The organism is Deinococcus planocerae, assembly GCF_002869765.1.
In the GTDB taxonomy this organism is placed as follows: domain Bacteria; phylum Deinococcota; class Deinococci; order Deinococcales; family Deinococcaceae; genus Deinococcus; species Deinococcus planocerae.
The window spans coordinates 185378-209095 of record NZ_PNOR01000001.1 but is presented as its reverse complement, the minus strand read 5'-3'; the positions used below and the strand labels follow the sequence as shown (position 1 = coordinate 209095).

The following is a 23718-nucleotide window of genomic DNA, read 5'->3' as shown; positions in this document are numbered from 1 at the left end:
CTTGGGGGAAACAGAGGCTTACTTGCCGAGGGTCACGCGGGGCCACAGGTAGGGCAGGGCCTGTTTGCCGCCCCAGGAGAACGCCGCCCAGGCCAGCCCGCTCTGGCTGATGTTGGCGCCGACCCGGGCGTCTGGCTGGTCGCCGTCGTACAGGACGAGGTTCAGGCCCAGCGGCGTGCCCGGCTGTGGCCTGGCAGGCATCGCCGCCCAGGGAATCCGGAACTCGATGCTGTACCCGCCGTCCGTCTTCCGGGACGCCACCTGCATGCCGGGGGCCGTCTCCTCCATCACGCCCTGGTTGGCGTCCGCGTCACGGAAGCCCCGCGCGCCGAAGCCCGCCGTGGTGCAGGGGAACGCAGCGGCCTGCAAGGTGGTCGAGGTGTCGCGGCTCTGGCCGCCGGGATCGACGGTGATCCCGACCGCGTCCGAGCGCAGTTGCGCCTTCACGTCGTCGGGGGCGATGTTGCAGGCGACCAGCTCGTCTTTGACGTTCAGGCCGACGTACAGGAACTGATCATCGTAGCCGAGCCGGAAAGCGGCGCTCGCGTCGGCCTCCGAGTCGGGCTTCGTGCGCCACCACAGGTCGGCGGGGCTGAGGCTGCCTGCGGCCCCGGCGGCGAGGTCCCCCAGGTCCCCGTCGATGCGGGGCGGCGTGGCGAGGCGGGGAACCGTCAGGCTGGGCAGCAGGAACGCGGTCGCGGTGTCGGGGAAACCGCCCGCGGTGACGCTGACGGGAAGCTGGGCACTCTGCCGTCCGGCGGGCAGGGCCGCGGCGGTCGCCTGGAGCCGGACGGTGACGGCGGCGGTCTCCCCCGGGTTGACCCGGTACTCGGGCTTTCCGACCACCGTCACGCCGTCCGGCAACTTCAGGTCGAGCGTGCCGCTGGCGACCTGCGCGCCGCGGTTCGTCACGTTGACGGTCACGGCGGTGGGCTCGCCCAGCACCAGCGGCAACCGGGTGGGGAGGGTGCCGATCACCCAGTCGGTGCCGGTCTGGCGCGCGAAGGCCTGATACCCCGCCACGTCGAAGGTGGGGGCGAAGGTCGCCGTCACGGGCGGGACGGGCCGCACGAAGGTGACGTTGCGCCCGGAGACCGCCTGCCCCGCCTGGGTCGCCGTGTACCGAACGGCGAGGGGAGTCCGCTCGGCCCCCGCGTCCTCGGGGGCGGTGACGCGCAGGGTGAGGGCCATGCTCTCCCCGGGGGCGAGGGTGCGCGCGCCCGGCGTGCCGGTGACGCGCCAGCCCCCCGGCACGTCCAGGGCCAGCCGGACGCCGGTCATGGGCTGGGCGGTGGCGTTCGTCAGCGTGACCTCGACGGGCGCCGGGCGGCCCTGGCCGATGTCGTAGCTCGCGGGCCGGGCCTGGAGCCGCACGCCCAGGGGCGCGCCCACGCCAGGGGTCAGCGCCCCGGTCAGCAGGGAAGTCTCCTGCTCGGGGACCGGCACGCGGGAGCTCACCAGCATGAAGGTCTCGGGGTTGGCGGACTTCGCGGGCAGGGTGTTCGTGGCGTCCCAGCCCTGCGAGCGGTAGTTGAACTGCGCGACGCTCCTCAGGTCGGCGTACCGGACGCGGGCGGTGCGGGATACCTCGTCGGTGGGAATCCTCACGGTGGCGTCCTCCGCGCTGCCCGGGTAGGAGTACAGCTTCAGGGGGGTGAAGGGTTGCAGGCCTTCCCTGAGCTGCTCGGGGCAGTACGCGGAGTCGCCCGCACGGGTGTAGGCGAGGGTGGCGGCGCGCGCGGCCATCTGGTGCTGCCCGTGGGTGCCCGGCCCCGGCCACATGGTGACGATCACCTCGGGGCGGCGCACCCGCACGAGGCGCACCACGTCGCACACGAAGGCCTGCCCGCCCCACATGCGCTCGGTCTCCTCGGCGGAGAGGGTGAAGTAGAAGTCGCGCAGGCCCAGGAAGTGCGGGGAGGTCACGCCCACCATGCCCAGCGAGCGGCGCTCCTCCTCCTCGCGGATCAGGCCGAGCGCCCGGCCCGTCTCGCGCCCGGTGGCGTTGCCGCCCCCCTCCCCGCCCGTGAGGGTGACCACCGTGGCCTTGTGACCGCCGTCGAGCACGTAGCGGGCCAGCGTGGCCGTCACGCCGCCGTCGTCGTCCGGGTGGGCGCCGATGAACATCAGGTCCACGTCCATCAGGTCGAGGCCGCTGACCGTGCCGCCGTAGCTGCCCGGCCCCACCTGGGCGGCGACCCCGCAGGCGAGCGCGGCGAGAAATGTGGCTCCGAGGCGTTTTACCATGCTGTTCCTCCCTCCAGACGCGTCCGGGCGTCTGCGAAGCGTTGCCGGGCGCGCCCGTGGTCGAGGGTGTCTCCCCTCAGCCGCGCGTGGGCGGCGGCGAGCGCCTCCCGCATGACGGCGGGCGCGGGGCCCCCGAGGGTGGTGCGGCGGGCGACGAAGGCGGCGGGGTCGAGCGCGGCGGCGAGCTCACCGGCGGGCAGGTCCACGCCCAGGCGTTCCAGGTCGTGCCGGGTGAGGGAGGCGAGCGTGCGGCCTTCGGCGTGGAGCCCCGTGAGCAGGCCCTTGACCGCCCCGTGCGCCTCCCGGAAGCCGCCGCCCCGGTGGCGCACGATGGCGTCGGCCAGCTCGGTGACGACCGACTCGCCGCACTCGGCCTCCCGGCGCCAGGCCTCGCGGCCAATGCGCGGGTTCGTCAGGGCCACCGTGAGCAGCTCCACGCCCTCCCGGAACTCCTGCCACATGCCGTGCAGGGAGGGCTGCATGTCGGGCCCGGGGTCGTTGATGTCCCCGAAGGGCACGTTGTGCGCGCTGAGAATGACGCTCTGGGTCATGCCGATCGCCTTGCTGAACTTCGTGCGGGCGTGCTCCAGCGCGACCGGGTTGCGCTTTTGCGGCATGACGCTGCTGCCCTGCACCAGGCCGTCTTCGAGCGTGAGCAGGCCGCGCGAGGCCCACAGCAGCAGGTCGTGCACGGCGCGCGAGAGGGTGGTCGCCGCCACCGTGACCGTGGCCGCGAGGTCCACCTGCCAGTCGCTGGCGCTCACCGCGTCGTAGGTGTTCTCGATGGGCCGGTCGAAGGCGAGCAACTCCGCCGTCCGCTCACGGTCGATGGGAAAACTCGTCCCGGCCAGGGCGACCGCCCCCATCGGGCTGAGGTTCACGTGCCCGAGCGCCGCGAACATCCGCCGGGTGTCGCGCGACAAGACGTTTTCCAGCCCGGACAGGTAGTGCGCCAGGGTGGTGGGCTGGGCGGGCTGGTGGTGGGTATAGGCGACCATCACCGTGTCCACCTCGCGCCCGGCGAGGTCGAGCAGGGTGCGGCGCAGGGCCAGCAGGCGCCGGGTGGCCCGCAGCAGGCGCTCGCGGGCGCTCAGGCGGTAGACCGTCGTGTCGAGGTCGTTGCGCGACAGGGCCGTGCGCAAGGCTCCCGCCGCCTCCGGGTCCTCGCCCGCCAGGCGGCGGTCCACCATGAAGAACACGTCCTCGACCTGCGGATCGTACGGGGGAAAGGGCTCGCGGCGCAGGGCGCGCAGCCGGGCCGCGGCCTGGCCCGCGCGGGGCACGCCCCGGGAGTCCAGCATCAGGGCGTGGGCGGTCAGCGCGTCGAACAGGTGGGGCAGCAAGTGCGCGCGGGCGTAATCGTAGTCGGGCCGCAAGACGGTGCGCCGGTAGGTGCTATGCCACATAGGGGGTCGCTTTCTTCCCGTGCAAGGCGTCGTCCAGCAGGCGCTCCCGTCCCCACTGCCGGGCCAGCAGCACGGCGCCCCGCAGCGGCGTGCCTGCCGCGTCCTGGGGCAGGGACAGCGCCACGCCCGGGTGCAGTTCGCGCAGGCGCGCGGCGAGTGGACCACTCCGCTCGCCGATCAGGATCAGGCGCTCCAGGTCCAGGGCGCTGGCGAGGCCCGCCAGGGCGTAGGCGGCGGCCTCGGTGCGCTCCGCCAGCGGCAGGCTCTCGATACACCTCGCGCCCCCCGAGCTGGGCCAGGGGGCCTGGCCCAGCTCGCCGGCACGGCCCTGCGGTCCGCGGTAGAGCTGGCCTTGCAGCATCAGACCCACCCCGATTCCGCTGGGGCGTTCGATGACCGTCGCCAGCGTCGCATGGTCCGGGTACTGCGCGGCGAGGGCCAGCGCTGCCAGGTTCGCGTCGTTCTCGAAGCGGACCTCGAGCCCCAGGTCCCGGGCGGCGGTGAGCACCGGCTCGGCGTCGAAGGGTCCCAACGCATTGGGCTCGCCCACACGCCCCTGGGCGTCCACCGGCGCCGGGACACCCAGCACCACCGTGCTCAGCGGCCCGAACGGTGCGCGCCCGTGCACCTCGCGCAGCAGGGCGGCGGCGTCCTCCACCACGCGGCCTGGAGAACTCGCCCGCCGGCAGGGCCGCTCAAGACCGCCCCCCAGGGCAACCGCGCGTCCGTGCAGGCGCTGGAGTTGCAGGTCCAGGCCCAGGGCCGTGCCCATCGCCGGGTTGAGGCGCACGCCCTGAGGAATGCGGCCGCTGCCGCCGGCGGGCTGCGCCCAGAGCTGGACCAGGCCTTTGTCCAGCAGCTCCCGGACGACGGCATTGACCGTGACCTTGGACAGTCCCAACCGCTCGGCCAGCTGCGGGCGCGTCAGCACCTGGGCGTCCAGCAACGCCCGCAGCACCTGCCGCCGGTTGAGTCGTCGAAGGGTCTGTGGTTGTCCCATGCCCGCTCCGTTCGGAAACTTTACTTACGAATGGACGACAGCCTACCGCGCGGGTCTTCCGGGGGCAAGCCTGCGAGGCCCCGACCCCGAGAGGACACGGACGGCCCCTCGGAAGCGGTCCGGGACAAGATCGAGAAACCCAATCAGGATTGCTGAAGCTTGTCCCGGCCCCGGTCAAGACGGACCAGACCAACCAGTGCGAGGGCGCCCTCCACTGGGCACGGCTGTGCTCCGGGCGGCGCGACGTGTGTTGGCGGACGCTTCTAGTGCAATCCCACCCGCTCCACCCGAGGCGGGCCCCCGCACTCCGTGACCCAGCGGAGTTCACCCCCGCGCCCTGGGATCGAGGGCCTCGCGCAGACCGTCGCCGACCAGGTTGAAAGCGAGCACCGTCAGGAAGGTAAAGATGCCGGGAAAAAGGGCCATCCGGGGAGCGGTGGTCAGAACTCCGCGGGCGGAGTCGAGCATGACGCCCCAACTGGGCGTCGACGGCTGCACGCCCAGGCTCAGGAACGACAGCGTGCTCTCGGCCAGCACCGCCGTCGCGATGGCCAGGGTGATCTGGACGATCAAGACGCCCGAGAGGTTCGGGAGGACGTGGCGCAGGATGACCCGCAGGGAGTGGGCGCCGAGGGCGTTGGCCGCCTGGACGTCCTCCCGCTCGCGCTGCGCCAGGACCCCACCACGCACCATGCGCGCGAAGGACGGCGTGGTGACGATGGCGATGGCGAGCATGGCGTTTTGCAGGCTGGGACCGAACACCGCCGCGAGCACAATCGCCAGGACCAGGAACGGGAGGGCGAGCAGCGCGTCCACCACCCGCATGAGCACCTCGTCGAGCCACCCCCGGAAGTACCCGGCCAGCAGCCCGAGAGACGTGCCGAGGAGGGCGGCGACGAGGACCGACACGATGCCCGCCGTCAGGGAGACCCTTCCGCCGTACAGGGTGCGGGTGAACCCGTCCCGGCCCAGGTCGTCGGTTCCGAACCAGTGGGCGCGGCTGGGCCCCCGGCTCAGCGCGTCGAAGGACGCCGTGCTCGGTCCGTAGGGCGTGATCCACGGCGCCGCCAGCGACAAGACCGTCAGGACCAGGAGCACGACCACGGCCACCAGCGCCGAGGGGTTGGCCAGGCAGCGGCGCAGCAGTGTGAACCTGAGCTGGCCCGGAAGGCGGGTCGGCGCCCACACCGTCCCGCCCTTGTCTTTCCCGATGGGGCCGAGGACCGGTGGTTGACGCCCGAAGACCCCGCCGTTATGATCAACCATCACACCGACAACCCTGCCGTGACCGGAGTGCCCGACAGCGGTGGCTGTCCATCCGGTCGAGCATCACGTGCCGCCCTGACCACCCCAGGCTCCGTGACCGATGAGACGTGCTCTTCCCTGCGGCGTTCAGGGGGCGAACGCAACCGGACACGCGTGCCAAGCGTCCCGCCCGGTTCACGGGGAGTGAGCTGCCCGCCAGGAGTTGACCATGCCCAAGGCCTCGTGCGTTCGCGTCTTGCTCGCTCTCTCCTTCCTGACCACCGGAGCCGCCCTGGCGCAAACCCTCACGGTGGGCTTGGACGCCGAACCGGTTCGCCTTGACCCGGCCCTGTCGGCGGCGGCGGTCGATCGGCAGGTGCTGTACCAGGTGTTCGACCGGCTCGTCGAGGTCGACGACCAACTCAAAATCGTTCCTTCCCTGGCAAGGAGCTGGAAGATCACGGACGGCGGCCTCACCTACACCTTCACCCTGCGCGGCGGGGTGGAATTTCATGACGGCACCCCGCTGGACGCCGCGGCCGTGAAATACTCCCTTGAGCGCAACCTGACCCTGGAAGGCAGCGCCCGCAAGAACGAACTGTCTGCCGTCAAGAGCGTCACGGCCCTGAACCCCACCACCGTCCGCCTGACCTTGAGCGCCCCCTACGGCCCGCTGCTGGCCGTCTTGAGCGACCGCTCGGGCATGATCGTCTCGCCGACCGCGGCCCGGGCCGCCGGAAAGAACTTCGGCCTCAAACCGGTGGGGAGCGGCCCCTTCAGGTTCGCCAGCCGCACCCAGCAGGACAACATCGCCCTGGACGCTTTCCGCCGGTACTGGGGGGGCACGCCGAGGCTTGACAAGCTGGTGTACCGACCCTTCCCGGACGGCGACGTCCGCTACGCCAATCTGGTGTCCGGCGCCGCACAGGTGATTGTGCTGGACGCCAAGGACGTTGCGAAGGTCGAGCACAACGCCAAACTCGGTGTCCTCACCATCCCTACCCTGGGCTTTCAGGGCATCTGGCTGAACACCGCCCGTCCTCCCTTCAACGACAGGCGGGTGCGTCAGGCCGTCGCGCAGACCATCGACCGGAACGCCGTGGTGAACGTCGTCTTCCGCAACACGGCGAAACCCGCGGCCGGCCCCTTCCCGCCCGGCACGCCGGCCTACAGCCCGGCCCTCAAGGTCCCCACTCCGAACGTCGCGGACGCCAGGAAAAAACTCCAGCAATCGGGCAAGAGCGATCTGACGTTCACGCTGATCGCCGCGACCGGCACCGTGACCTCGCAACTGGCCCAACTGTACCAGGCCATGATGGCCCAGGCGGGCATCAACGTGAAAATCGAGCTGCTGGACAACGGGGCCCTCAGCGCGCGCGCAACGTCATTTGACTTCGATGCGGCGCTGCTGAACTGGAGCGGCCGGATCGACCCGGATGGCAACATCTACGACTGGGTTCGCACCGGCGGAACGTACAACTACGGCAGATACAGCAACAAGGAGGTGGACGCGCTGCTCGGCAAGGCCCGGCTGCTGAGCGCGATGAGCGCACGCAAGGCCACCTACAACGTGGCGTTGGGGAAGGTGCTGGAGGACATGCCGTACATCTGGGTGTACCACCAGAGCCTGCTGTACGGCGTCTCAAAGGATGTGTCCGGGCTGGACCCCAGCCCAGACGGCATCCTGCGCTTCAAGGGCGTCTCTCTGAAGTAGCCCCGGACCCCGGTCTGTTCGTCCATTCAAGCCCACGCACGAGGGCGGCGGGATCAGGACGGCGGCTTCCCGCCGGTGGTTGAGGCCTCGTTCGTGCCCGTCGAGGGGCTGCCCGAGTGGGAAGAACCACACCACCACGCCACGGCGTTCGGTCTGACGCACGTCGAGTTGTAAGGCGGCGAGGAGCAAGGGCAAGGGGCGCGAGGGATCGTCTCCACCTCAAGACCTGGACCCCCCACGTCGGGAGGCCCGTCAGCCCCTGGGCAGGGTGAAGCTGAAGGTTGCCCCCTCCCCCGGCCTCCCCTCGGCCCACACCCAGCCCCGGTGCCGGGCGATGATCCGCCGCACGTTCGCCAGCCCTACCCCTGTCCCCTCGAAGTCCTTCGCCAGGTGCAGCCGCTGGAACACCCCGAACAGCTTGTTCCCGTACTGGGGGTCGAACCCCACCCCGTTGTCCCGCACCAAGACCACCCACTCGCCGGGCTGTGCCTCCGCCCACACCTCGATCCGCGCCACCTCCCGCGGCCGGGTGTACTTCAGGGCATTCTCCAGCAGGTTCACCACCACCTGCCGCAACGTGTCGTGGTCGGCCGTCACCAGGGGGAGGGGGCCCACTTCCCACTGCACCCGCCGGTCCAGGGTGTCCGCCTCCAGCTCCGTCCTCACGGTCCGCACCAGCTCATTCAGGTCCACGGGACCCAACCTCAGGGGGAGCCGCGAGGTGCGGGAGAGGTCGAGCATCGCGTCGATCAGCGTGTTCATGCGCCCCGCCGACTCGCCCACCACCTGGAGGTAGCGCGCGGCCTTGGCATCCAGGTGCTCCCCCAGGTGACGGCGCAGCAGGTCGTTGAAACTCATCACGTGCCGCACCGGCGTGCGCAGGTCGTGGGAGACGCTGTAGGTGAAGGCTTCGAGCTCCTCGTTGGCCGCCGCGAGTTCGGTGGTGCGGGCGCTCAGTGCGGCGCGCTCCTGGTCCAACTCGGCCAGGCGGTTCGCCCGGTCCAGTGCCAGTTCCAGGCTGCGGCGCACCGACTCGATGATGGCGCGCTCGGCGTCCGTCCAGTTGGCCTGTCCGAAGCGCCCCAATCCGATCAGGCCCCGGATGCCCTGTCCCGTTCGCAGCGGCACGATGGCCGTGGCGGAGACGTGGGTCATGTGGTCGGCCAGCCCGTCCGTCGCCGGGTTGTACGCGCCCTGGTAGTACGTCTCCCCCGTCAGGGAGGGGAGACGCAGGTTGTCGGTTTCGTCGTGCGGGAGCCCGGCCTCGTGGGCGAGGCGCAGCCCCTCGCTGCCGTACTCGCCCCGCATGCTGCGGACATACCAGCGCTCGCCGTCCCGCTCGTAGTACAGGGCCGCCTGCACGGGCAGCAGGTCGAGCAGCAATTCCTCCGCCCGTTGGATGAGCGCCGCGGGCTCGCTGTCCAGGGTGAGGTCCCGGGTCCATTCCTCAAAGGCCGAGAGGGCCCGGGTGCGGGCCTCCAACTCCGCGTTCTGGGCGGCCAGGCGCCGGGTCTGCTCGGCGCGTTCCAGCGCCAGGGTGAGCTGGCGCCCCACCGTCTCCAGCACCGCCCGGTCCTCGGCGGACCAACGCCGCCCGGTGTAGAGCGCGAAGCCCACCACACCACGGGACTGCCCGTTCACGATCACCGGCAAGACCGCCGTGGCTCCCGGGTACCCGTCGCTGCCCGAGAGCTGGTCGGTCCCCGGGTCGTACTCGTCCTGGTAGTGGGGCTCGCCGCTCTGGTAGGGGATCAGCATGTTCGTCCCCACCTCGAACGCGAAGCCCGCCTCGACCGCCGCTTGCAGCTCGGGGGTGCTCGCCTGACCCACCTGCGACCTGAGGTGCCACCAGCCGCCCCCGGGCTCGTAGTACAGCGAGAAGCCGGGGGGCAGCAGGCCCAGCACAACCTCCTGGGTCCGGCGCATGATCGCAAGGGGGTCGGTCTCCAGCACCAGGTCGCGGGACAGCTCCGCGAAGGCGGCGAGGGTCTGGGTGCGCCGCGCCTCCTCGTCGGTCCTGGCCTGAAGTTGCCGGGCCTGCTCGGCGCGTTCCAGGGCGAGATTCAGGCTGCGCCCGACCGCCCGCACCAGCGCCCGGTCGCGCTCCCTCCAGCGCCGGGTGTCCTTGAGGCCGATGAGCAGCAGGTGCCTCACCTCGCCGTTCACGACCAGGGGATAGATGGCGGCCGAACCGTAGTCCCCGCTGTGCTCGATCCCCTCGCGCTCGGGGTCCCAGGCGTCGGTGAAGACCGCCGTGCCCGTTTGCAGGCCGCGGCGGATCAGGGGCGTGCGGTCCGGCAGGCCGGCCCGGAGGCGATGGACCAGGGCCTCACCCATGTCCTCGCTCCAGGCCTGGGCCGTCCAGAGGTCACCGCCTTTGGTGTAGTACCCGATGCTGCCGTCCTGGAAGCGGGCGCGCAGGACCGCGATGGCCTGCCGCGCGAGGGCCAGCAGGTCGGTCTCGGTCCCCACGGCTTCCGTAAAGGCCACGAAGGCTTCCTGACCCTGGGCGTGGGCCTCACCCGGCCCGGTGCGTTCCCGGACCTGCTGCAAGTCCGCCGCGAGCTGGGCGCGGGAGAGGGCCAGGGCGCCCTGGGCGGCGAGGGTCCGCAGGAAGCGGACTTCCTCGGGGGTGACCTCGTGCGACGCCCCGAAATCGAGGATGAGCGTGCCCAGCGGCTGGTCGCCGATCAAGAGGGGCAAGGCGGCGACGGCCGCCTTCCCACCTGTGCGCGCCTCCACCTCCGGGTCCGCCCGCACGAGGTCGCCCTCCCGCTCGAAGAACAGCAGCTCGCGGCGGTTGAGGGCGTCGCCAGCGGGGACGTTGCCGGTCAGGGGGCCCTCCTGCCGTAGGATTCGGGCTCCCGCTTCGTCGCCCTGGGTGGCGGCGATCTCCAGGCGCGTCCCCGTCGCGTCCACGAGGAGGACCGCGCCCGCGCGGGCGTTCAGGGCGGCCAGGGCGGTGGTCAGGATGACCCCGGACACCTCCTCCGGGGTCCGGGTGGTGGCGAGGGCTTCGGTGACGGCTTGCAGGTGCTCGCTCAGGGCGACGCGCGCAGGGGCGTCGGCCCCGGGCTGGCTGGACATGCGCTCCAAGATAGCGTTCCAGCTTCTGGACACCGTGGGGTGAGGTGAATTGTGGCGGCGGGCCTTCCCCCCAGGGCGAGGCCGGGGAGGCGCGGGCCTGTGCCCGGGGCCTGGCGGGAGTGAGCCCCGCGGTATTGAACGACCGGCGGCCGCACCCCCCACCCAGCCTCCTGAACCTCATCTGAGGACTTGTGAAGTGGCCTTCATGCTCTTGCGTCTCTAACGAAACGGGCGCCGGTGAGCGCCCGTTTCACTGAAAGGAGCGCCGTGCCCAGGCACCTGCTGATCGTCGAGGACAATCCGCACGACCTGGAACCGGCCCGGGTCGCGCTGGATCTCAGCGAGGTGTATGTGGCCCACGACGGCGTGGAGGCGCTGGACTTCCTGCGCGGGAGGCCGGACCTGCCGGATCTGGTGCTGCTCGACCTGAACATGCCCCGGATGAACGGGCATGAGGTCCTGGCACCCAGCCTTCCGGTGGGTTGACGGCGCTGAGTCCCGTGGTCCAGGCTGGGGCACCAGGGTCCGAGGCCACTGTGAGCGGTGGCCCACGCAGGGGCGCGGGCGAGGAGCCGCGAGCCTAACCTGGCCCCCGCGTGCGGGCTCACAGGCAAGGAGAAGGCCTCGCGCAGCTTCTCCAGCGCCTCGACCAGCGAGACGCCGAAATCGTCGGAGCGTTGCGAGCCTTTGCGCAGGCGCAGCGGGCACGGGCGAACGCCCTCGACGCTCTTCGCCGGGAGAGCCTTCGTCAGGGAAGCGCTCCTGCGGACGAGGTCGGAACAGACACGTTTTCGGTGGGTTGAGCCCTCGGTCAGCGTCGCCGAACACGGGCCTGACCCACCCTCCCCTCGACTTCGCCAACGGGATCGGGAAGCCGCGCCTGCTCGCAAGAGGGTGAGACAAGACGGCGGAGGTTGACCTGGCCGCCCATGCCGATGCGCTGGCCTGCCGCAGCGAGGGCGGGTTCAGGTCCGGTCTGAAGGCTCCAGGGACTAACCGGCGTCTCCCGGCTGATTCCCCAGGCCCGCGCCAGAGTGGCCCTGGGTTCTGCGGCCCGCACCGGCGATCAGGCGGGCGTGGGCATCCGCAGCACCGGCTTGAGCGTCACGCCCGACTCGGAGTCGGCAGCCGCCTGGTTGATGTCGGCCAGGTCGTAATAACGGATCAATCGGTCAAAGGGAAAGCGCCCCTCGGCGTACAGATCGACCAGCTCGGGAATGAATTCCCGTGGCACGCTGTCGCCCTCCACGATGCCCATGATGTGCTTGCCGAGCATCAGCAGATCGTACACGTCGAAGCTGGCCTGCGCCCCGGCGGGCGGCGCCCCCACGATGCCGCAGGTGCCGCGCGGACCCAGGGCCTCCACCGCCTGACGCATCACGCTGGTCAGGCCGGTGGCTTCGAAGGTGAAGTTGGCCCCTGTGCCGGTCAGGCGGCGAATGGCCGCGACCGGGTCCTCCTCGGCGGCGTTGACGGTGTGGGTCGCGCCCAGCTCGCGGGCCAACTCGAGCCGGCCCGGCTTGGTGTCCACCGCGATGATGACGGCGGCCCCGGCCACCCGCGCGGCCATCACGGCGCTCAGGCCCACCGCGCCCGCACCGAAGGCGGCCAACGAGCTTCCGGCGGGGACTTTCATGGAGCGGAGCACCGCCCCGGCCCCGGTCTGAATGCCGCAGCCCAGCGGTCCCAGCAGTTCCAAGGGCACGTCACGCCGGACCTTGACGGTGTTGCGGGCGTGCGTGAGCGCGTAGCTTCCGAACGACGACTGCCCGAAAAACTGGTCGTGCAGCACCCCGGCCTCACTGTGCAGCGCGTGAGTGCCGTCTTCGCGCGCGCCGCCCATGTTCAGCGGCATGAAGCGTTCGCAGTAGGCCGGACTCCCCGCCTGACACGTGGCGCACTCGCCGCAGGAGTGAAAAGACAGCACCACGTGGTCGCCCGGTGCCAGGCCCTGCACGCCCTCACCGACTTCCTCAACCACGCCGGAACCCTCATGCCCCAGCACCATCGGCAGCGGCAGCGGCAGGTCCTGGTCGCGCACGATCAGGTCGGTGTGGCACAGCCCGGCGGCCACCACCCGCACCAGCACCTCGCCTGGTCCGGGCGCCCCTATGCGGGCGTTCTCAATCTGGAAGCTCCCCTTCTCACGGACCACGGCCACCTGAAGCTCTCTTTGAGTCATGGTGCCTCTCCTTGCAGGCGCGTCTCCACATGGACCCCGGTGGGCGCCCGCCGCGTTCCCGCCGAGGCGAAGGGCGGCGGTGGGATGAGGCCGGGGTCGCCGGGCAAAGGGCCGGACGCTGAACTGCGCTGCTCCCGCAGCCTACAGGGAAGCCGTTTCGCAGAGCAAGGCGCTCCGGAAGCGGGGGTGCGGTAATCTGAACGTTCCGAAGGTCCAGACAACCTGGGCCGGGCCAGAGCCAGACGGCTGCCGCCGGCAGGCCCGGGTTCTCCCTCCAGGAGCCGAAGAGCTGACGAGCGCGTCCTCGGCACCTTGCCAACTTCTGCACCCCACGCCGCAAGGCTGTCCAGAACGGCGGCGTTTCCACGGTGCGTTGCGTCAGAGCTTCCCGTCACGGCCCCGGGTCTGACGGGTCCAGGGTGGCGTACTCTCAGGATGACCCCCCGCCCTCCGCCTCTCACCAGAGGGCAGATGGCCGCTTTGCGGAGGTGTTCATGGAAAAAGCGCTGCTCGAGCATCCCCTCGTCGCCTCCACGGAGGTCCTGAAAGCGTCGGCACCGGTCACCGGGGACGAGGCTGCCCGCCTGCTGGCCCTCGACCCGCCCGCCTACTGGCTGGACATCGCCCGGGGACTCACCTGGTTGGCGCCACCGACCACGGCGCTCGAAGGGCAACTGGGCGATTTCCGCTACTACCCCGGCGCCACCTCGAACGTCAGTGTGAACTGCCTCGACCGCCATCCCCCAGAACGCCGGGCCCTCCTCTACGAGCGTGAGGATGGGCTGCGCGAAACGTGGACGTACGGGGCATTGACGGACGCGACCGCCCGCTTCGCCGCAGCGCTCCAGGACCTGGGCGTGCAGAAGGGTGACCGGGTGGCCGTCTACCTGGGCAACGTTCCGGAAGCCTTTATCGCCATCCACGCCTGCTACCGGATCGGCGCGATCTACTCGGTCATCTTCGCGGGCTTCAGCGCCCACGCCGTCCGCGACCGACTGGAGGACGCTCAGCCCAGGGTCGTGGTCTGCACCGACGCGACCTTGAGGCGGGGCAAGACCGTGCCCCTCAAAGCCACACTGGATGAAGCTTCGCAGGGCCTGAACATCCCTCACGTCATCGTGGCCCGCCGGGTGGACCGTGCTTGTGTGTTGGGGGACGGTGAGCACGACTTCCACGAGCTGCTGAACGCCACGACCCGCCGCGCGGAGCCCGCGGCGCTGGAGGCGAACGAGCCGGGCTTTATCATCTACACCTCGGGGACCACCTCCAAGCCCAAGGGGCTCGTCCATGCGGGAATCGGCTTCCTGGTCGGGGCCTACGCGAACGTGAAGTGGACGCTGAACCTTCGCCCCGAAGACCGGTACTGGTGCACGGCGGACGTGGGCTGGCTGACCTTCCCGATCTTCGCGCTCGTGGGAGGCCTGGCGCATGGAGCGACGCACGTGATCTACGAGGGCGGCATCGACACGCCCACCCCGGCGCGGCCCTACGAGATCATCGAGCGGTACGGGGTGAACAAGGTGTTCACCGCGCCGACCGCCCTGCGCATGCTGCGCCGCGCGGGGGACGCCGCCCTGGCCGAGCACGACCTGAGCGGCCTGGAACTGATCAGCCTCGTGGGTGAGCCGCTCGACCCGGAGACCTGGCGCTGGACGCAGGGGAAACTGGGCGTGGGCCGGATCTTCTTGAACAACACTTACGGGCAGACCGAGACGGGCACCGCCTGGGCCAGCAGCATGGTGGGCCTGACACCCACCCGGCCCGGCAGTTGTGGGCATCCCCTGCCCGGCTACCGTGCGCGCGTGGTGCGGGAGGACGGGAGTGAGGCGGCCCCCGGCGAACTCGGTGCCCTGACCCTCACCGAGCCGTTTCCCTGCCTGGCGCGCACGGTGTGGGGCGACCACGACCGCTACGTGCAGACCTACCTCTCAGCCTTCCCCGGCAGCTACGCCGCCTCGGACGCGGCGCTCTTCGATGCGGACGGGCAGTTGTGGGTGACCGGACGCCTGGACGATGTGATGAACGTGGCCGGGCACCGCATCGGCACGATGGAGCTGGAAGCGGCCCTGATCACCCACCCCGCGGTCAGCGAGGCGGCCGTGGTCGCGCAGCCGGACGAGGTGAGGGGATCTGTCCCCGTCGCGTTCGTGGTGCCGCGCGCAGACGTCCAGCCTGGCGGGGCGCTGGAAGCCGAGCTTGCGGACGCCATCGTGCGGGGTGTGGGCCCCATCGCCCGCCCCGCCCGCGTGATCGTCACGCCGACGGTGCCGCGTACCCGCAGCGGCAAGATCATGCGCCGTCTGCTGCGCGACCTGCTCGTGAGCGGCGAGGTGAAGGGGGACCTGACCAGTCTGGAAAACCCGGACGCCCTCGAGGTGGTGCGGGAGAGGATTGCTCAGGGTTGACCGCACGGCCTCTGGCCGCCGGCGCTCATGACGCTGTGTCGTCCCGCTCTTGGCCCAGGCTGGAGCCAAGGGACGTTGTTCCCCGGACGTGCGTCCTCCGCCCTCGCTCCCCGAATTGCGCCGAATTTTCCTGGCCGGGGAAAGTCAGCCGGATCAGCCGCCGCGAGGGCGAACAGCCACCAGGGCGCGCGTTCCTCACCTGATCCACGCCCTGATCGGCTGCCTGCCGCACCCCGCCTACGGGCAGCTCCCTCAGCCGCAGCACGTGCACCGTGACCGCCCGCCCCCGCACGGTCACCTCCCCCTGCACGATCAACGCCCGGGCATCCCGCAACGGGACCCGGTGGGCCTCCCACAGGTCCGGGGAGAGGACGGCCTGCACCCGGCTCATGCCGTCCTCCAACACTTAGAAGGCGAAGCCGCCGTTGACGGCCCCGGTGCGTCAAGGCACCAACGGAAGGACGCCAGGCCACGGTTTCGCAGCCCGTGTCCAGGAGCGAGCCGCACGAGCGCGGCGGTGCCTCCTAGACGTGGACGGCCTGCGGGGTCGGGCGGTGAGGTGGGTGGGTTTTTCATTGGCCGACCTGCGCGAGGGCCGGTTGATGGCCCATGAGGAACGTCGTGCAGCGTGAGCGCGGCGCCGGGTCCACGGTCAGTCGTGCGCGGCGACGGCATCGTCCGGAGCCGGTCAGATGGCGGTGATGCCGCCGAGACGACCAAGGGGAAGGGAGAAGGGGCGACCTTCCCCCACCGTTACTTGCTGGCGCCGAACACGTCCTGCTGGTAGCGGCCCTCCTCCATCAGCCCGGCGACCCAGGCTTCGGCCTCCTCCGCGGTCCCCCCCGTCTTCTCACGGTAGAGGTGGGCGAAGGTCTGCCGCACGGCGGGGGCCATCCGCACGCCGTCCCCGCAGACGAAGATGCTCGCGCCCGCCTCAATCAGCGACCAGACACCCTCCTGGTCCCCGGCAATGGCGTCCTGCACGAAGCGGTGGGGGTAACCCTCGACGGCCGAGTACGCCGTGTGGATTTCCGCGATCCCCTCACGCTGCCAAGCCTCGAAGTCTTCCCGGTAGAAGAAGTCGTGCTCGGGGTGACGGCAGCCGTAGAACACCTTGGAGAGACCGACAGGCTGTCCTGCCGCCCGCTGCGCCGCCCGCTCCTCCACGAAACCGCGCAGGGGGGCGACGCCCGTGCCGGGCCCGACGAGGATCATGGGCGTCCTGGGGTCCACCGGGGGACGGAAGGGCGGGTTGGGCCTGCGGACGTAGCCGAAGACGGTATCGCCCGGCTGCACCCGGCCCAGGTAGGCGCTGGCGAGGCCGCGGAACTGCCCGGCACCGGCCCAGGAGGGCGCTTCCAGCAGGCCCACGGTCAAGCTTGGGGTACGCGGCGCCACCAGCGGCGACGACGAGATGGAGTAGAACCGGGGGCGGATCGGCGGGCACAGCTCCAGGAAGACCTGAAGCGGGAGTTCCACGGCGGGGAAGCGGTCGAGCAGCCCCAGGACCGAGAGGCCCCGCTTGCGAATCTCCGCCTCGTACTTCGCGTCGTCGAGGTAGGCCCTCAGTTGCCGGGTCGTCCACGGGCACGGGGTGTGCGTGAGGAGCGTCTCGATGTTCGCGCGGGTCGCCACGTCCTGGAGTTCCACGAACTCGCAGAGCAGCACCTCCACGGTGACCGGCGTGTTCAGCGGCAGGTGAGATTTGCGGTTGCCGTTTTGCCGCAGCCGCACGACCTGATGGGGGTTCAGGCGGAGCTTCCCCGCTGCCCACTCCACCAGCCGTGGCCCGTTCTTGGCGAAGACGGCGATGTGGTCGCCCGTGTCGTAGGTGACGCCCTCCGGCAGCTCGAAGGTGATCGCCCTCGTGGAGGGCCTGGGCGGTTCCTGGCTGAAGTCCCACAGCCCGGTGGGGTCGTCGACGAGTTCCTCGCCGGAGATAACCCTCAGGCCGTACGCCTTTTCGGAGACGACCGCGGGGCGCACGTCCGCCTCGGTGAGCAGGTCGAGTTCGTAGCGGGGGCCGTCCGGTTCTTGGGCGGAGGTCCCGAACTCCTCGGACACCTTGTGCAGCAGAATTTTGAACCACGCGTTCACCATGCCGTCGAAGTCGCCGTTCGCATCCGCCTCGCCGCGCGGGACGAGGGGCTGGGCGCCCGCCTTCAGCAGCGCCGCCTCCACCCGCCTGGGGAAGGCCTGGTAGGTCACCCACTGGGTGTTGCCCGTCCCCAGCAGGGCGAAGCGCAGATTCTGGAGGCTCCCCTCGGCCAGACCGCCCTCCTGCGTCCAGGCGTCGAAACGCCCGGCGTTGTCAGGGGCGGCGCCGTTATAGGTGGCGGTCGTGACCAAGAGCAGGCCCTCGTTGGGAACGTTGTTCACCAGATCGTCCAGGGTGGTGAGGCGCGTCTGGAAGCCCGCGCGGGTGGCGTAGTCGGCGACGCGGCTGGCGAGGTCCTCGGTCGTCCCCAGGTTCGAGCCGTACGCGACGGTCAGGGCAACGCCGGTGCCTGCGACGCTCACGCTGCCCAGGTCCTGCTGCGGCTCCAGGGGCACAGGCACCGTCACGCTGAACCGCTCGTGGGGCCGGCGCTCGCGGACCCGGATCACGAAGTCCTCGGGCTTGATGGTCAGGCTCTGCTTGACCTTGAGGTGGTAGTCGTAGGGGTCAACCAGCGCGAACTTCTGGAGGATCAGCAGCAGGGCGAGCTTGGCCTCCGTGAGGGCAAACTGGCGACCGATGCAGGCCCGCGTCCCGTTGCCGAAGGGCTTGTAGGCGGCGGGGTGGTGGGTGCGGCGGTTCTCGGGCGTCCAGCGGTCGATGTCGAACTCGTCGGGGTTCGTCCACGCCTTGGGGTGCCGGTGCAGGGCGGGGATCAGGAGGGCGACCTGCTGCCCCTTCTTGATCTCGTACTTGCCGCCGATCACCTCGTCGCGCAGGGCGGTGACCGCGTAGTTGGGAATCGTGCTCCAGAAACGCAGCGCCTCGTCGAGGATGCGCGGCAGGACGTCGAGCCGCATCACCGTGTCGTAGGTGGGCACGGCGTCACCGGGAAGCAGCCGGTCCACCTCCGCGTAAGCCTGCGCGAGGACGTGCGGGTGGCGCAACAGCAGGTAGAGCGTGAAGGCCAAGAGGCCGCTCGTGGTCTCGTGCCCGGCGATCAGGAAGGTCATGACCTGATAGCGGATGTTCTCGTCGCTGAGCCGCCCGCCAGTCTCGGGGTCGGTGGCGTTCAGCATCAGGCCGAGGAGGTCGTTCCCGCCCCCGCCGTGCTCACGCCGCTCCCGGATCACCTCGTCCACGAGGTCGTTCATGGCGGCGATGTCGGCCCAGTACGCCCGGTCGGCCTCCTCCATCTCGGGGGTGAGGACGGACGGGCGGGCACTCATCGTCATGGTGTGGTGCATGGCCCGCGCCAGCGCTTGCAGGAAGGGGTGCAACTCGTCCTCCTCGAAGGACTGGAAGCGGTAGTCGAAGCCCGAGAGCGAGATGGTGTCGAGGGTCAGCCGCGTCATGTCGTCGGCCACGCGCACGTCCTGACCCCCGGTGCGCTCCCACTTGCCCACGAGGTTGTGCGCCACCTCCAGCATCTGCCCGAAGTAGCCCTTCATCGCCCGCTGCGAGAAGGCGGGCAGCAGGATGCGGTGCGCCTTACCCCAGTTGGGCTCGGCGCTGTCGGCGGTGAAGAGACCGTCGCCGCCCAGATGGCGGACATTCGTGTAGCTCGGGTGGATGCGCTTCTGGAAACGGCGCTCGTCGGTGAGTTCGGCGACCAGGTCCGGGTCGTACGCCTGGATGAAGGTGCGGCCCTGGATGTCGAGCCCGAAGATACCCTCCGGGATGTGCTGCGCGAGCTGGAAGAAGTTCAAGACGGGCGCGTCGCCCGCGAGATAGTGCAGGTGCCCGTACTGGGGGTGCTTGAGCGGGCTGGGGATGGGGGCGAGGATCTGTGTCATGGCGACTCCAAAGAGGCAGAGGAAAGAAAGGTATTTACGCAGTGAGTAGTTATTGGGGCAGAGAACGCCACGCCCTCGAAACTTACTCCCCACTGCGTAGCAACGGCACTCTACTCCTCACCGCGTAGTAAAATCAAGAGACCACCATGCCCAGACCTCCCGCCGACCAACCCCTCTTGACTCCCGAACGCATCACCTCGGTCGCGCTGCGCATGATCGACCGAGACGGCGTTGACGCCCTGAGCACCCGCAAACTCGCCGCCGCGCTGGGCGTGAGTTCCAAGGCGGTCTACCACTACTACGCCACCAAGGACGAGTTGCTCCATGCGGTCTACCTCAGCATTCTCGATGACCTCGAACTGCCCCAGGACAGCGGGGGAACGTGGGAGGAACAGTTGCGCCGCTTCGCGCAGAGCTTCCGCCGCCTGGCCCGGCGTCACCCCAGCTTCCTGACCGACTTCCTGGGGCCGCATGCCCCCACAGCGCGTGAACTCGACGCTCTCGACGCCTTCTACACCCTGCTCCGCCGCTCAGGTCTTCCCGACGCGCTCGTCCTGCCCACCGGGCAACTCCTGCTCACCTTCCTGGTCGGCTACCTGCGCGCCGAACTCGACGGCACGTTCCACACGGACGTGTCCCGTGCGAAAGTCGACGCCGCCGGACGGCAAAGGGCGCGCTACCGCACCCTCCCAGACCTCCCGGTGCCCGCTGAGGGCACCGACGCGACGTTCGACCTCGCCCTTGACCTCCTCATCGCCAGCCTTCGGGGGGGCATGGCCTCGGCAGCACGCTCCTGACGTCCTGTTCAATGAGGCGCACGCTGCCACCCGGCGCGATTTGGAACGGGCAGCGGCCTGAGCCGTGTAAAGCAGGAGGGGGCCGTGATCCGGCCCCCCTCCTGTCTACGCCCTCACGTGTATTTCGTCCGGGTTGCGGGGGCCGTTGAAGCTTGACAACGCACCGACACGGTCAACCAGCGGCGTCCTCATCGCTGAGGATGGGGTGCCCCGGTGTCCACCCCATCGTCATCGGCGCATACCTGATCTGTCGAGCCTTAGCGAAGGGCGATCTGGCTGAGGATGGTGGGATCCGTGATGCGGGTGTCGTTCGCCAGCAAGAACGCCTTGCTCAGGATCACCGTCAGCACCCCGTCCCCCTCGAAGGGCACAAACACCCCCTCCTGTGATCCCTCCACCCCGCGCGCGGGCACGATGCACAGGTACTGGTCGTTCGGCTCCATCAGGATGTTCCCGCTGCCCAGGTGGACCTTGTACGTGCGCACATCACCGCGCACCACCAGGAACTTCTCGGTGACCGTGCAGCGGTCTTTGAGGTTAAGCCGCGGCAGAAGACGGGCCAGCACCTCCCGGCGGGTCTGAGCGGTCGCGCCCAGGTCGCCGAAGCTGTAGCTCTGCCAGTACTCCCGGTATCGCCCTTCCGGCCCGCCGTCTTGCCAGGTGGGGTCGTTGCCGACGCTGGAGACGCCCACGAACAGGTCCACGTCACGCAGCACCTCGCTGAGCACGAGCGGCGGCACATCCTCCAGCGGCACGGGTTCGGCGGGGATAGGGAAACGCCAGCTCGGCCCGTACCCACCGCCCCCGGCGTGGGCGGCGTTCTGGGCGGCGTCCAGGCGGTAGAACCGGACCTGATCAGTGATCAGCCGCAGGTAGGTCCCGCTCTCGGTGGTGTCCCCGCCGTAATTCTCCCCGACGCCCTCCACCCAGTACTCCGCGCGCAGGTCCCAGAGGGGCAGTTCGAGCGTGGCCGGGGGATACGAGTCGTCCACCATCAGCCGCAGGGTGTTTCGCCAGCCCCGCAGGGCGCAGAGCTGGTTGAACTGGTGCTGGCGCAGGATGTGTGCCGCGAAGCGGTTGGAGTACACCCGCGTGGCCCGCTCGGCGTCGGTGAGCAGGTACACCTCGCGGTGCGCCTGCTTGAAGGGTTGCGTGACGCCCCGCTCCTCCAGCCAGGCCCGCCACGCCACCACCTCCTCCCGCCCGGCGGGCACGGGGTGCCAGAGCGTCACCTCGGCCCCGGCAGGAACCTCGAATGAGGTGCCCCGCGCGTCCACGAACTGGCCCTGGTGCCACATCCCACTGCGCATCCAGCCGTCCTCGGTGAACGTCCAGATGAGCCGCGCGGCGAGCGTGCCGATCAGGGGGTGGTCGAGGTACCGTTCGCGCCACACCGGGTACGGCCAGCGTGTCTGCCGCAGGACGAACGACTCGATGCGGTGCGCCTGAGCGCCGAGGGTCGCGCCGATGTCCCTCACGGCCGCCTTGAGCTCGCCCACTTCCTCGGCGAACTCGCCTTTGACCTTGCCGGGCGCGCTCTTGAGCGTCTTGCCCCGTCCGTCCACCCAGGTGAGATCGACCCTGTTCCCGTGGACCTGGAGGGTCGCGGTGACGTCGCCCAACTCCACGGTCCGGACGCCGCCGGGTTCGAGGCCGAAGCCGGGAACACTCAGTTCTTCCAGGTCCTCCTTCGACAGCCCGGCGCGCTCGGCGGCTTGCCCCAGGGCCCTTTCAATCTCGCCGAGGGTCGTCTTGAAGGTGACGCGGGTTTTCAGGCGGGCCAGTTGGGCCACGGCGAGGGGGGAATGGAGTTGCCCCAGGGCGTACACGCCCGCGTTGGCGAGTTTGGGACTGCGGGGGCCCAGCCGGGCGACCTTCCTCAGCGCCGTCTCGACGAGGCGCGCGAGGGCCCGGGCGTGGTCGTCTCTGGGTTCCAGGGTGCCCAGCAGCCAGATCAGCCCCCGCAGCGCGTCGACGTTGTACTCGTCGAAGGTCGCGTTCACGTCGTACTTCTGGAAAGGCGGGTTCTCCAGCGCAAAGGTGCGGGCGCTGCCCACCATGGTGAGCCAGGACAGGACCCGGGCGGAGAACGCCTCGTGGCCGATGCGGCTCAGCAAGGGAGTCGCCTTCTTCAGCCACGCGGCGGTGGGCTTGGCACTCGTGGCGGTCAGCGCGTGGCGGATGAGTTCGCGCCAGGCCTCCGGCTCTTCCAGGGTGTTCAGGGCCCCCAGCAGGGCGTCGCTCCACGCCTCACCGGGGTTGAGGACCGGGTCGGGCAGCCGGTCCACCAGGGGCCGAAGCCCGGAAGCGCCGTACCGGGAGGACGTGAGGTCGGTTCGCCGCAGGCTGGCGACGACCGTGGCAGGCACTCCGTCTTCCCGGGCCAGCCGCGCTTCCACCAGCTCGCGCAACTGCGGGAAGAACGCCTGGTGACCGATCTGGAACGAGTGATACCGCCCGGCCCAGGCGAACACCTCGTCCGTCAGGTTCTCGGGGAGAGGCCGTTCCACCTCCAGGAGCGCTCCCAGGACGTTCTTGAGCACGTACTCGAAGACGTAGGCGTCGGTGTCCCGCACCTCGTCCATCCGGCGGAGCAACTGCCGGATCAGAGCGCCCCGCACTGCGGGAGCTTGACCGGTGAGCGTGAGGGTGATGCGGGCGTAGGCCCGGTCCTGGCGGTGGTTGATCAGCCCGATCTCGTAGAACAGCGCGTCGAGCAGCGTGGTGGCGACGCTGTCCGGGTCCCCCGTCGCCGTCTCCGCCGCGCCGAGACGGCCGTGGAGGTCCTGAAGCTGCGCCAGAACCCGTTCGAGGACGGGGACCTTCCACGCCGCGGGGCCCTCCCGCAGCTTGTCCATCCGGCGGGGGAGGCGTTCCTGGATCAGGGCGACGACCTCACCGGGCACGCTGATGAATTGGGCCAGGGCCTCACGCTCGCGGTACGACTCGTGGTACTGCTCCAGCACCTGACGGGTCACGCGCTCGATCAGCATGTCCGCCGTGGCCCGTGGGGCGAGGCCGGGTTCAGGGTCCAGCAACTGGCCCTGGATGTTCCTGAGCCGGGCGAACGCGGCGCCGGGGTGGAGGTCGCCCAGGCGGGCGGGCAGGGCGGAGGCGACGGCGCGCCGCACGTCGATGGAAGGATGTTGCAAGAGCTTCAAGCCCTGCTCCTCTTTGGCCTCGTCGCCCAGGGTGTGGTCGTGCAGCACCTGAACCACCTGGTCGAGCAGGGCGGCCGCCGTGAACGCGGCGTCTACAGCGCCAACCGTCATCCTCCCACCAGCGGAACGAGCTTGAGGAAGGTCACCTCGGTGGGCCGGTCGAGGCGCAGGTGGACGGGCTCGTCAAGGGCCTCGATCTGCCGGTCGTCCACCAGGATGATGAACCCCTGGTGCTCGAAGGCCTCGGTTGCACGCTGGTACTGCTGCTCCCAGTCGAGCGGGCGGCGGGTCCGAACCCGGAAGCCGTTCAACTCGCGCTCGGCATCACTGGGTTGCACGAGACCGTGGAAGAGGTCGGGCTGCCGGGTGTTGTAGTCGGTGACCTCCGCGTAGACCCGGCGGCGCAGGATCTCGCGGACGGTGACGTGTTCTTCGAGGAAGTCGAGGGTAAAGGTGTGGGTGTTCCCGCCCGCGGTGCTCTCGTCGATCAGGGTGACCGGAGTGCTCATGAACCCTCCTT

14 protein-coding genes are annotated in these 23718 nt (G+C 70.1%); 4 read left to right on the top strand and 10 right to left on the bottom strand.

Annotated features, from left to right (window positions below; translation table 11 throughout):
• Positions 1–18: 18 nt before the first annotated feature.
• From A7B18_RS00925 to A7B18_RS00910, 4 genes are all read right to left on the bottom strand, one after another.
• Positions 19–2247, bottom strand: a complete 2229-nt coding sequence (locus tag A7B18_RS00925) for a PIG-L family deacetylase (protein ID WP_102124783.1) — start codon at positions 2245–2247, stop codon at positions 19–21.
• Positions 2241–3653, bottom strand: a complete 1413-nt coding sequence (locus tag A7B18_RS00920) for a lyase family protein (protein ID WP_102124782.1) — start codon at positions 3651–3653, stop codon at positions 2241–2243. Before A7B18_RS00920 ends, A7B18_RS00925 begins: the two co-directional genes overlap by 7 nt.
• Positions 3643–4653: an ROK family transcriptional regulator gene (locus A7B18_RS00915; RefSeq protein WP_102124781.1), complete on the bottom strand. Its 1011-nt coding sequence runs from the start codon at positions 4651–4653 to the stop codon at positions 3643–3645. The genes A7B18_RS00920 and A7B18_RS00915 overlap by 11 nt, the downstream gene beginning before the upstream one ends.
• A gap of 324 nt (positions 4654–4977) precedes the next feature.
• A complete protein-coding gene (locus A7B18_RS00910) occupies positions 4978–5919 on the bottom strand; it encodes an ABC transporter permease (protein WP_102124780.1) in 942 nt (313 codons plus the stop codon).
• 208 nt (positions 5920–6127) lie between these two features.
• Between A7B18_RS00910 and A7B18_RS00905 the strand changes: the two genes are divergently transcribed.
• Positions 6128–7612 carry an ABC transporter substrate-binding protein gene (locus tag A7B18_RS00905; protein ID WP_102124779.1) on the top strand — a complete coding sequence of 495 codons (1485 nt, stop codon included), beginning with the start codon at positions 6128–6130 and terminating at the stop codon, positions 7610–7612.
• 252 nt (positions 7613–7864) lie between these two features.
• On the opposite strand, the gene A7B18_RS00900 is transcribed toward A7B18_RS00905, so the two are convergent.
• A complete protein-coding gene (locus A7B18_RS00900; RefSeq protein WP_102124778.1) occupies positions 7865–10699 on the bottom strand; it encodes a GAF domain-containing protein in 2835 nt (944 codons plus the stop codon).
• Between the two features lie 267 nt (positions 10700–10966).
• On the opposite strand from A7B18_RS00900, the gene A7B18_RS00895 reads away from it, so the two are divergent.
• On the top strand, positions 10967–11185 hold the full coding sequence (locus A7B18_RS00895; protein ID WP_245872678.1) for a response regulator: 219 nt from the start codon (positions 10967–10969) through the stop codon (positions 11183–11185).
• Between the two features lie 580 nt (positions 11186–11765).
• Here the strand turns inward: A7B18_RS00895 and A7B18_RS00890 are convergent.
• Positions 11766–12881, bottom strand: a complete 1116-nt coding sequence (locus A7B18_RS00890; protein WP_102124776.1) for an NAD(P)-dependent alcohol dehydrogenase — start codon at positions 12879–12881, stop codon at positions 11766–11768.
• Between the two features lie 494 nt (positions 12882–13375).
• Between A7B18_RS00890 and A7B18_RS00885 the strand changes: the two genes are divergently transcribed.
• On the top strand, positions 13376–15286 hold the full coding sequence (locus tag A7B18_RS00885; protein ID WP_102124775.1) for an acetate--CoA ligase: 1911 nt from the start codon (positions 13376–13378) through the stop codon (positions 15284–15286).
• Between the two features lie 25 nt (positions 15287–15311).
• Here the strand turns inward: A7B18_RS00885 and A7B18_RS00880 are convergent, their stop codons facing one another.
• Together A7B18_RS00880 and A7B18_RS00875 are read right to left on the bottom strand one after the other, a co-directional pair.
• The gene (locus tag A7B18_RS00880; RefSeq protein ID WP_146009410.1) at positions 15312–15677 is read right to left on the bottom strand and encodes a hypothetical protein; all 366 of its coding nucleotides are present in this window, start codon (positions 15675–15677) and stop codon (positions 15312–15314) included.
• A gap of 362 nt (positions 15678–16039) precedes the next feature.
• Entirely contained in the window at positions 16040–19240 is a 3201-nt protein-coding gene (locus A7B18_RS00875; protein WP_102124773.1) for a bifunctional cytochrome P450/NADPH--P450 reductase, read from the bottom strand.
• 146 nt (positions 19241–19386) lie between these two features.
• Between A7B18_RS00875 and A7B18_RS00870 the strand changes: the two genes are divergently transcribed.
• Positions 19387–20037 (top strand): TetR/AcrR family transcriptional regulator, encoded by a 651-nt coding sequence (locus A7B18_RS00870; RefSeq protein ID WP_102124772.1) that lies wholly within the window; start codon positions 19387–19389, stop codon positions 20035–20037.
• Between the two features lie 257 nt (positions 20038–20294).
• Here the strand turns inward: A7B18_RS00870 and A7B18_RS00865 are convergent, their stop codons facing one another.
• Positions 20295–23309 carry a DUF4132 domain-containing protein gene (locus A7B18_RS00865; protein WP_219722076.1) on the bottom strand — a complete coding sequence of 1005 codons (3015 nt, stop codon included), beginning with the start codon at positions 23307–23309 and terminating at the stop codon, positions 20295–20297.
• Entirely contained in the window at positions 23306–23707 is a 402-nt protein-coding gene (locus A7B18_RS00860) for a hypothetical protein (protein ID WP_102124771.1), read from the bottom strand. Before A7B18_RS00860 ends, A7B18_RS00865 begins: the two co-directional genes overlap by 4 nt.
• Positions 23708–23718 lie beyond the last annotated feature (11 nt).

What these genes read in the sequence shown, in the direction of transcription:
- A7B18_RS00870 (WP_102124772.1), top strand. Translation starts at nt 19,387, where the DNA reads ATGCCCAGACCTCCCGCCGACCAACCCCTCTTGACTCCCGAACGCATC.
- A7B18_RS00915 (WP_102124781.1), bottom strand. Translation starts at nt 4,653, where the DNA reads ATGGGACAACCACAGACCCTTCGACGACTCAACCGGCGGCAGGTGCTG.
- A7B18_RS00920 (WP_102124782.1), bottom strand. Translation starts at nt 3,653, where the DNA reads ATGTGGCATAGCACCTACCGGCGCACCGTCTTGCGGCCCGACTACGAT.
- A7B18_RS00860 (WP_102124771.1), bottom strand. Translation starts at nt 23,707, where the DNA reads ATGAGCACTCCGGTCACCCTGATCGACGAGAGCACCGCGGGCGGGAAC.
- A7B18_RS00875 (WP_102124773.1), bottom strand. Translation starts at nt 19,240, where the DNA reads ATGACACAGATCCTCGCCCCCATCCCCAGCCCGCTCAAGCACCCCCAG.
- A7B18_RS00925 (WP_102124783.1), bottom strand. Translation starts at nt 2,247, where the DNA reads ATGGTAAAACGCCTCGGAGCCACATTTCTCGCCGCGCTCGCCTGCGGG.
- A7B18_RS00910 (WP_102124780.1), bottom strand. Translation starts at nt 5,919, where the DNA reads ATGGTTGATCATAACGGCGGGGTCTTCGGGCGTCAACCACCGGTCCTC.
- A7B18_RS00905 (WP_102124779.1), top strand. Translation starts at nt 6,128, where the DNA reads ATGCCCAAGGCCTCGTGCGTTCGCGTCTTGCTCGCTCTCTCCTTCCTG.
- A7B18_RS00885 (WP_102124775.1), top strand. Translation starts at nt 13,376, where the DNA reads ATGGAAAAAGCGCTGCTCGAGCATCCCCTCGTCGCCTCCACGGAGGTC.
- A7B18_RS00900 (WP_102124778.1), bottom strand. Translation starts at nt 10,699, where the DNA reads ATGTCCAGCCAGCCCGGGGCCGACGCCCCTGCGCGCGTCGCCCTGAGC.
- A7B18_RS00890 (WP_102124776.1), bottom strand. Translation starts at nt 12,881, where the DNA reads ATGACTCAAAGAGAGCTTCAGGTGGCCGTGGTCCGTGAGAAGGGGAGC.
- A7B18_RS00865 (WP_219722076.1), bottom strand. Translation starts at nt 23,309, where the DNA reads ATGACGGTTGGCGCTGTAGACGCCGCGTTCACGGCGGCCGCCCTGCTC.
- A7B18_RS00880 (WP_146009410.1), bottom strand. Translation starts at nt 15,677, where the DNA reads ATGAGCCGGGTGCAGGCCGTCCTCTCCCCGGACCTGTGGGAGGCCCAC.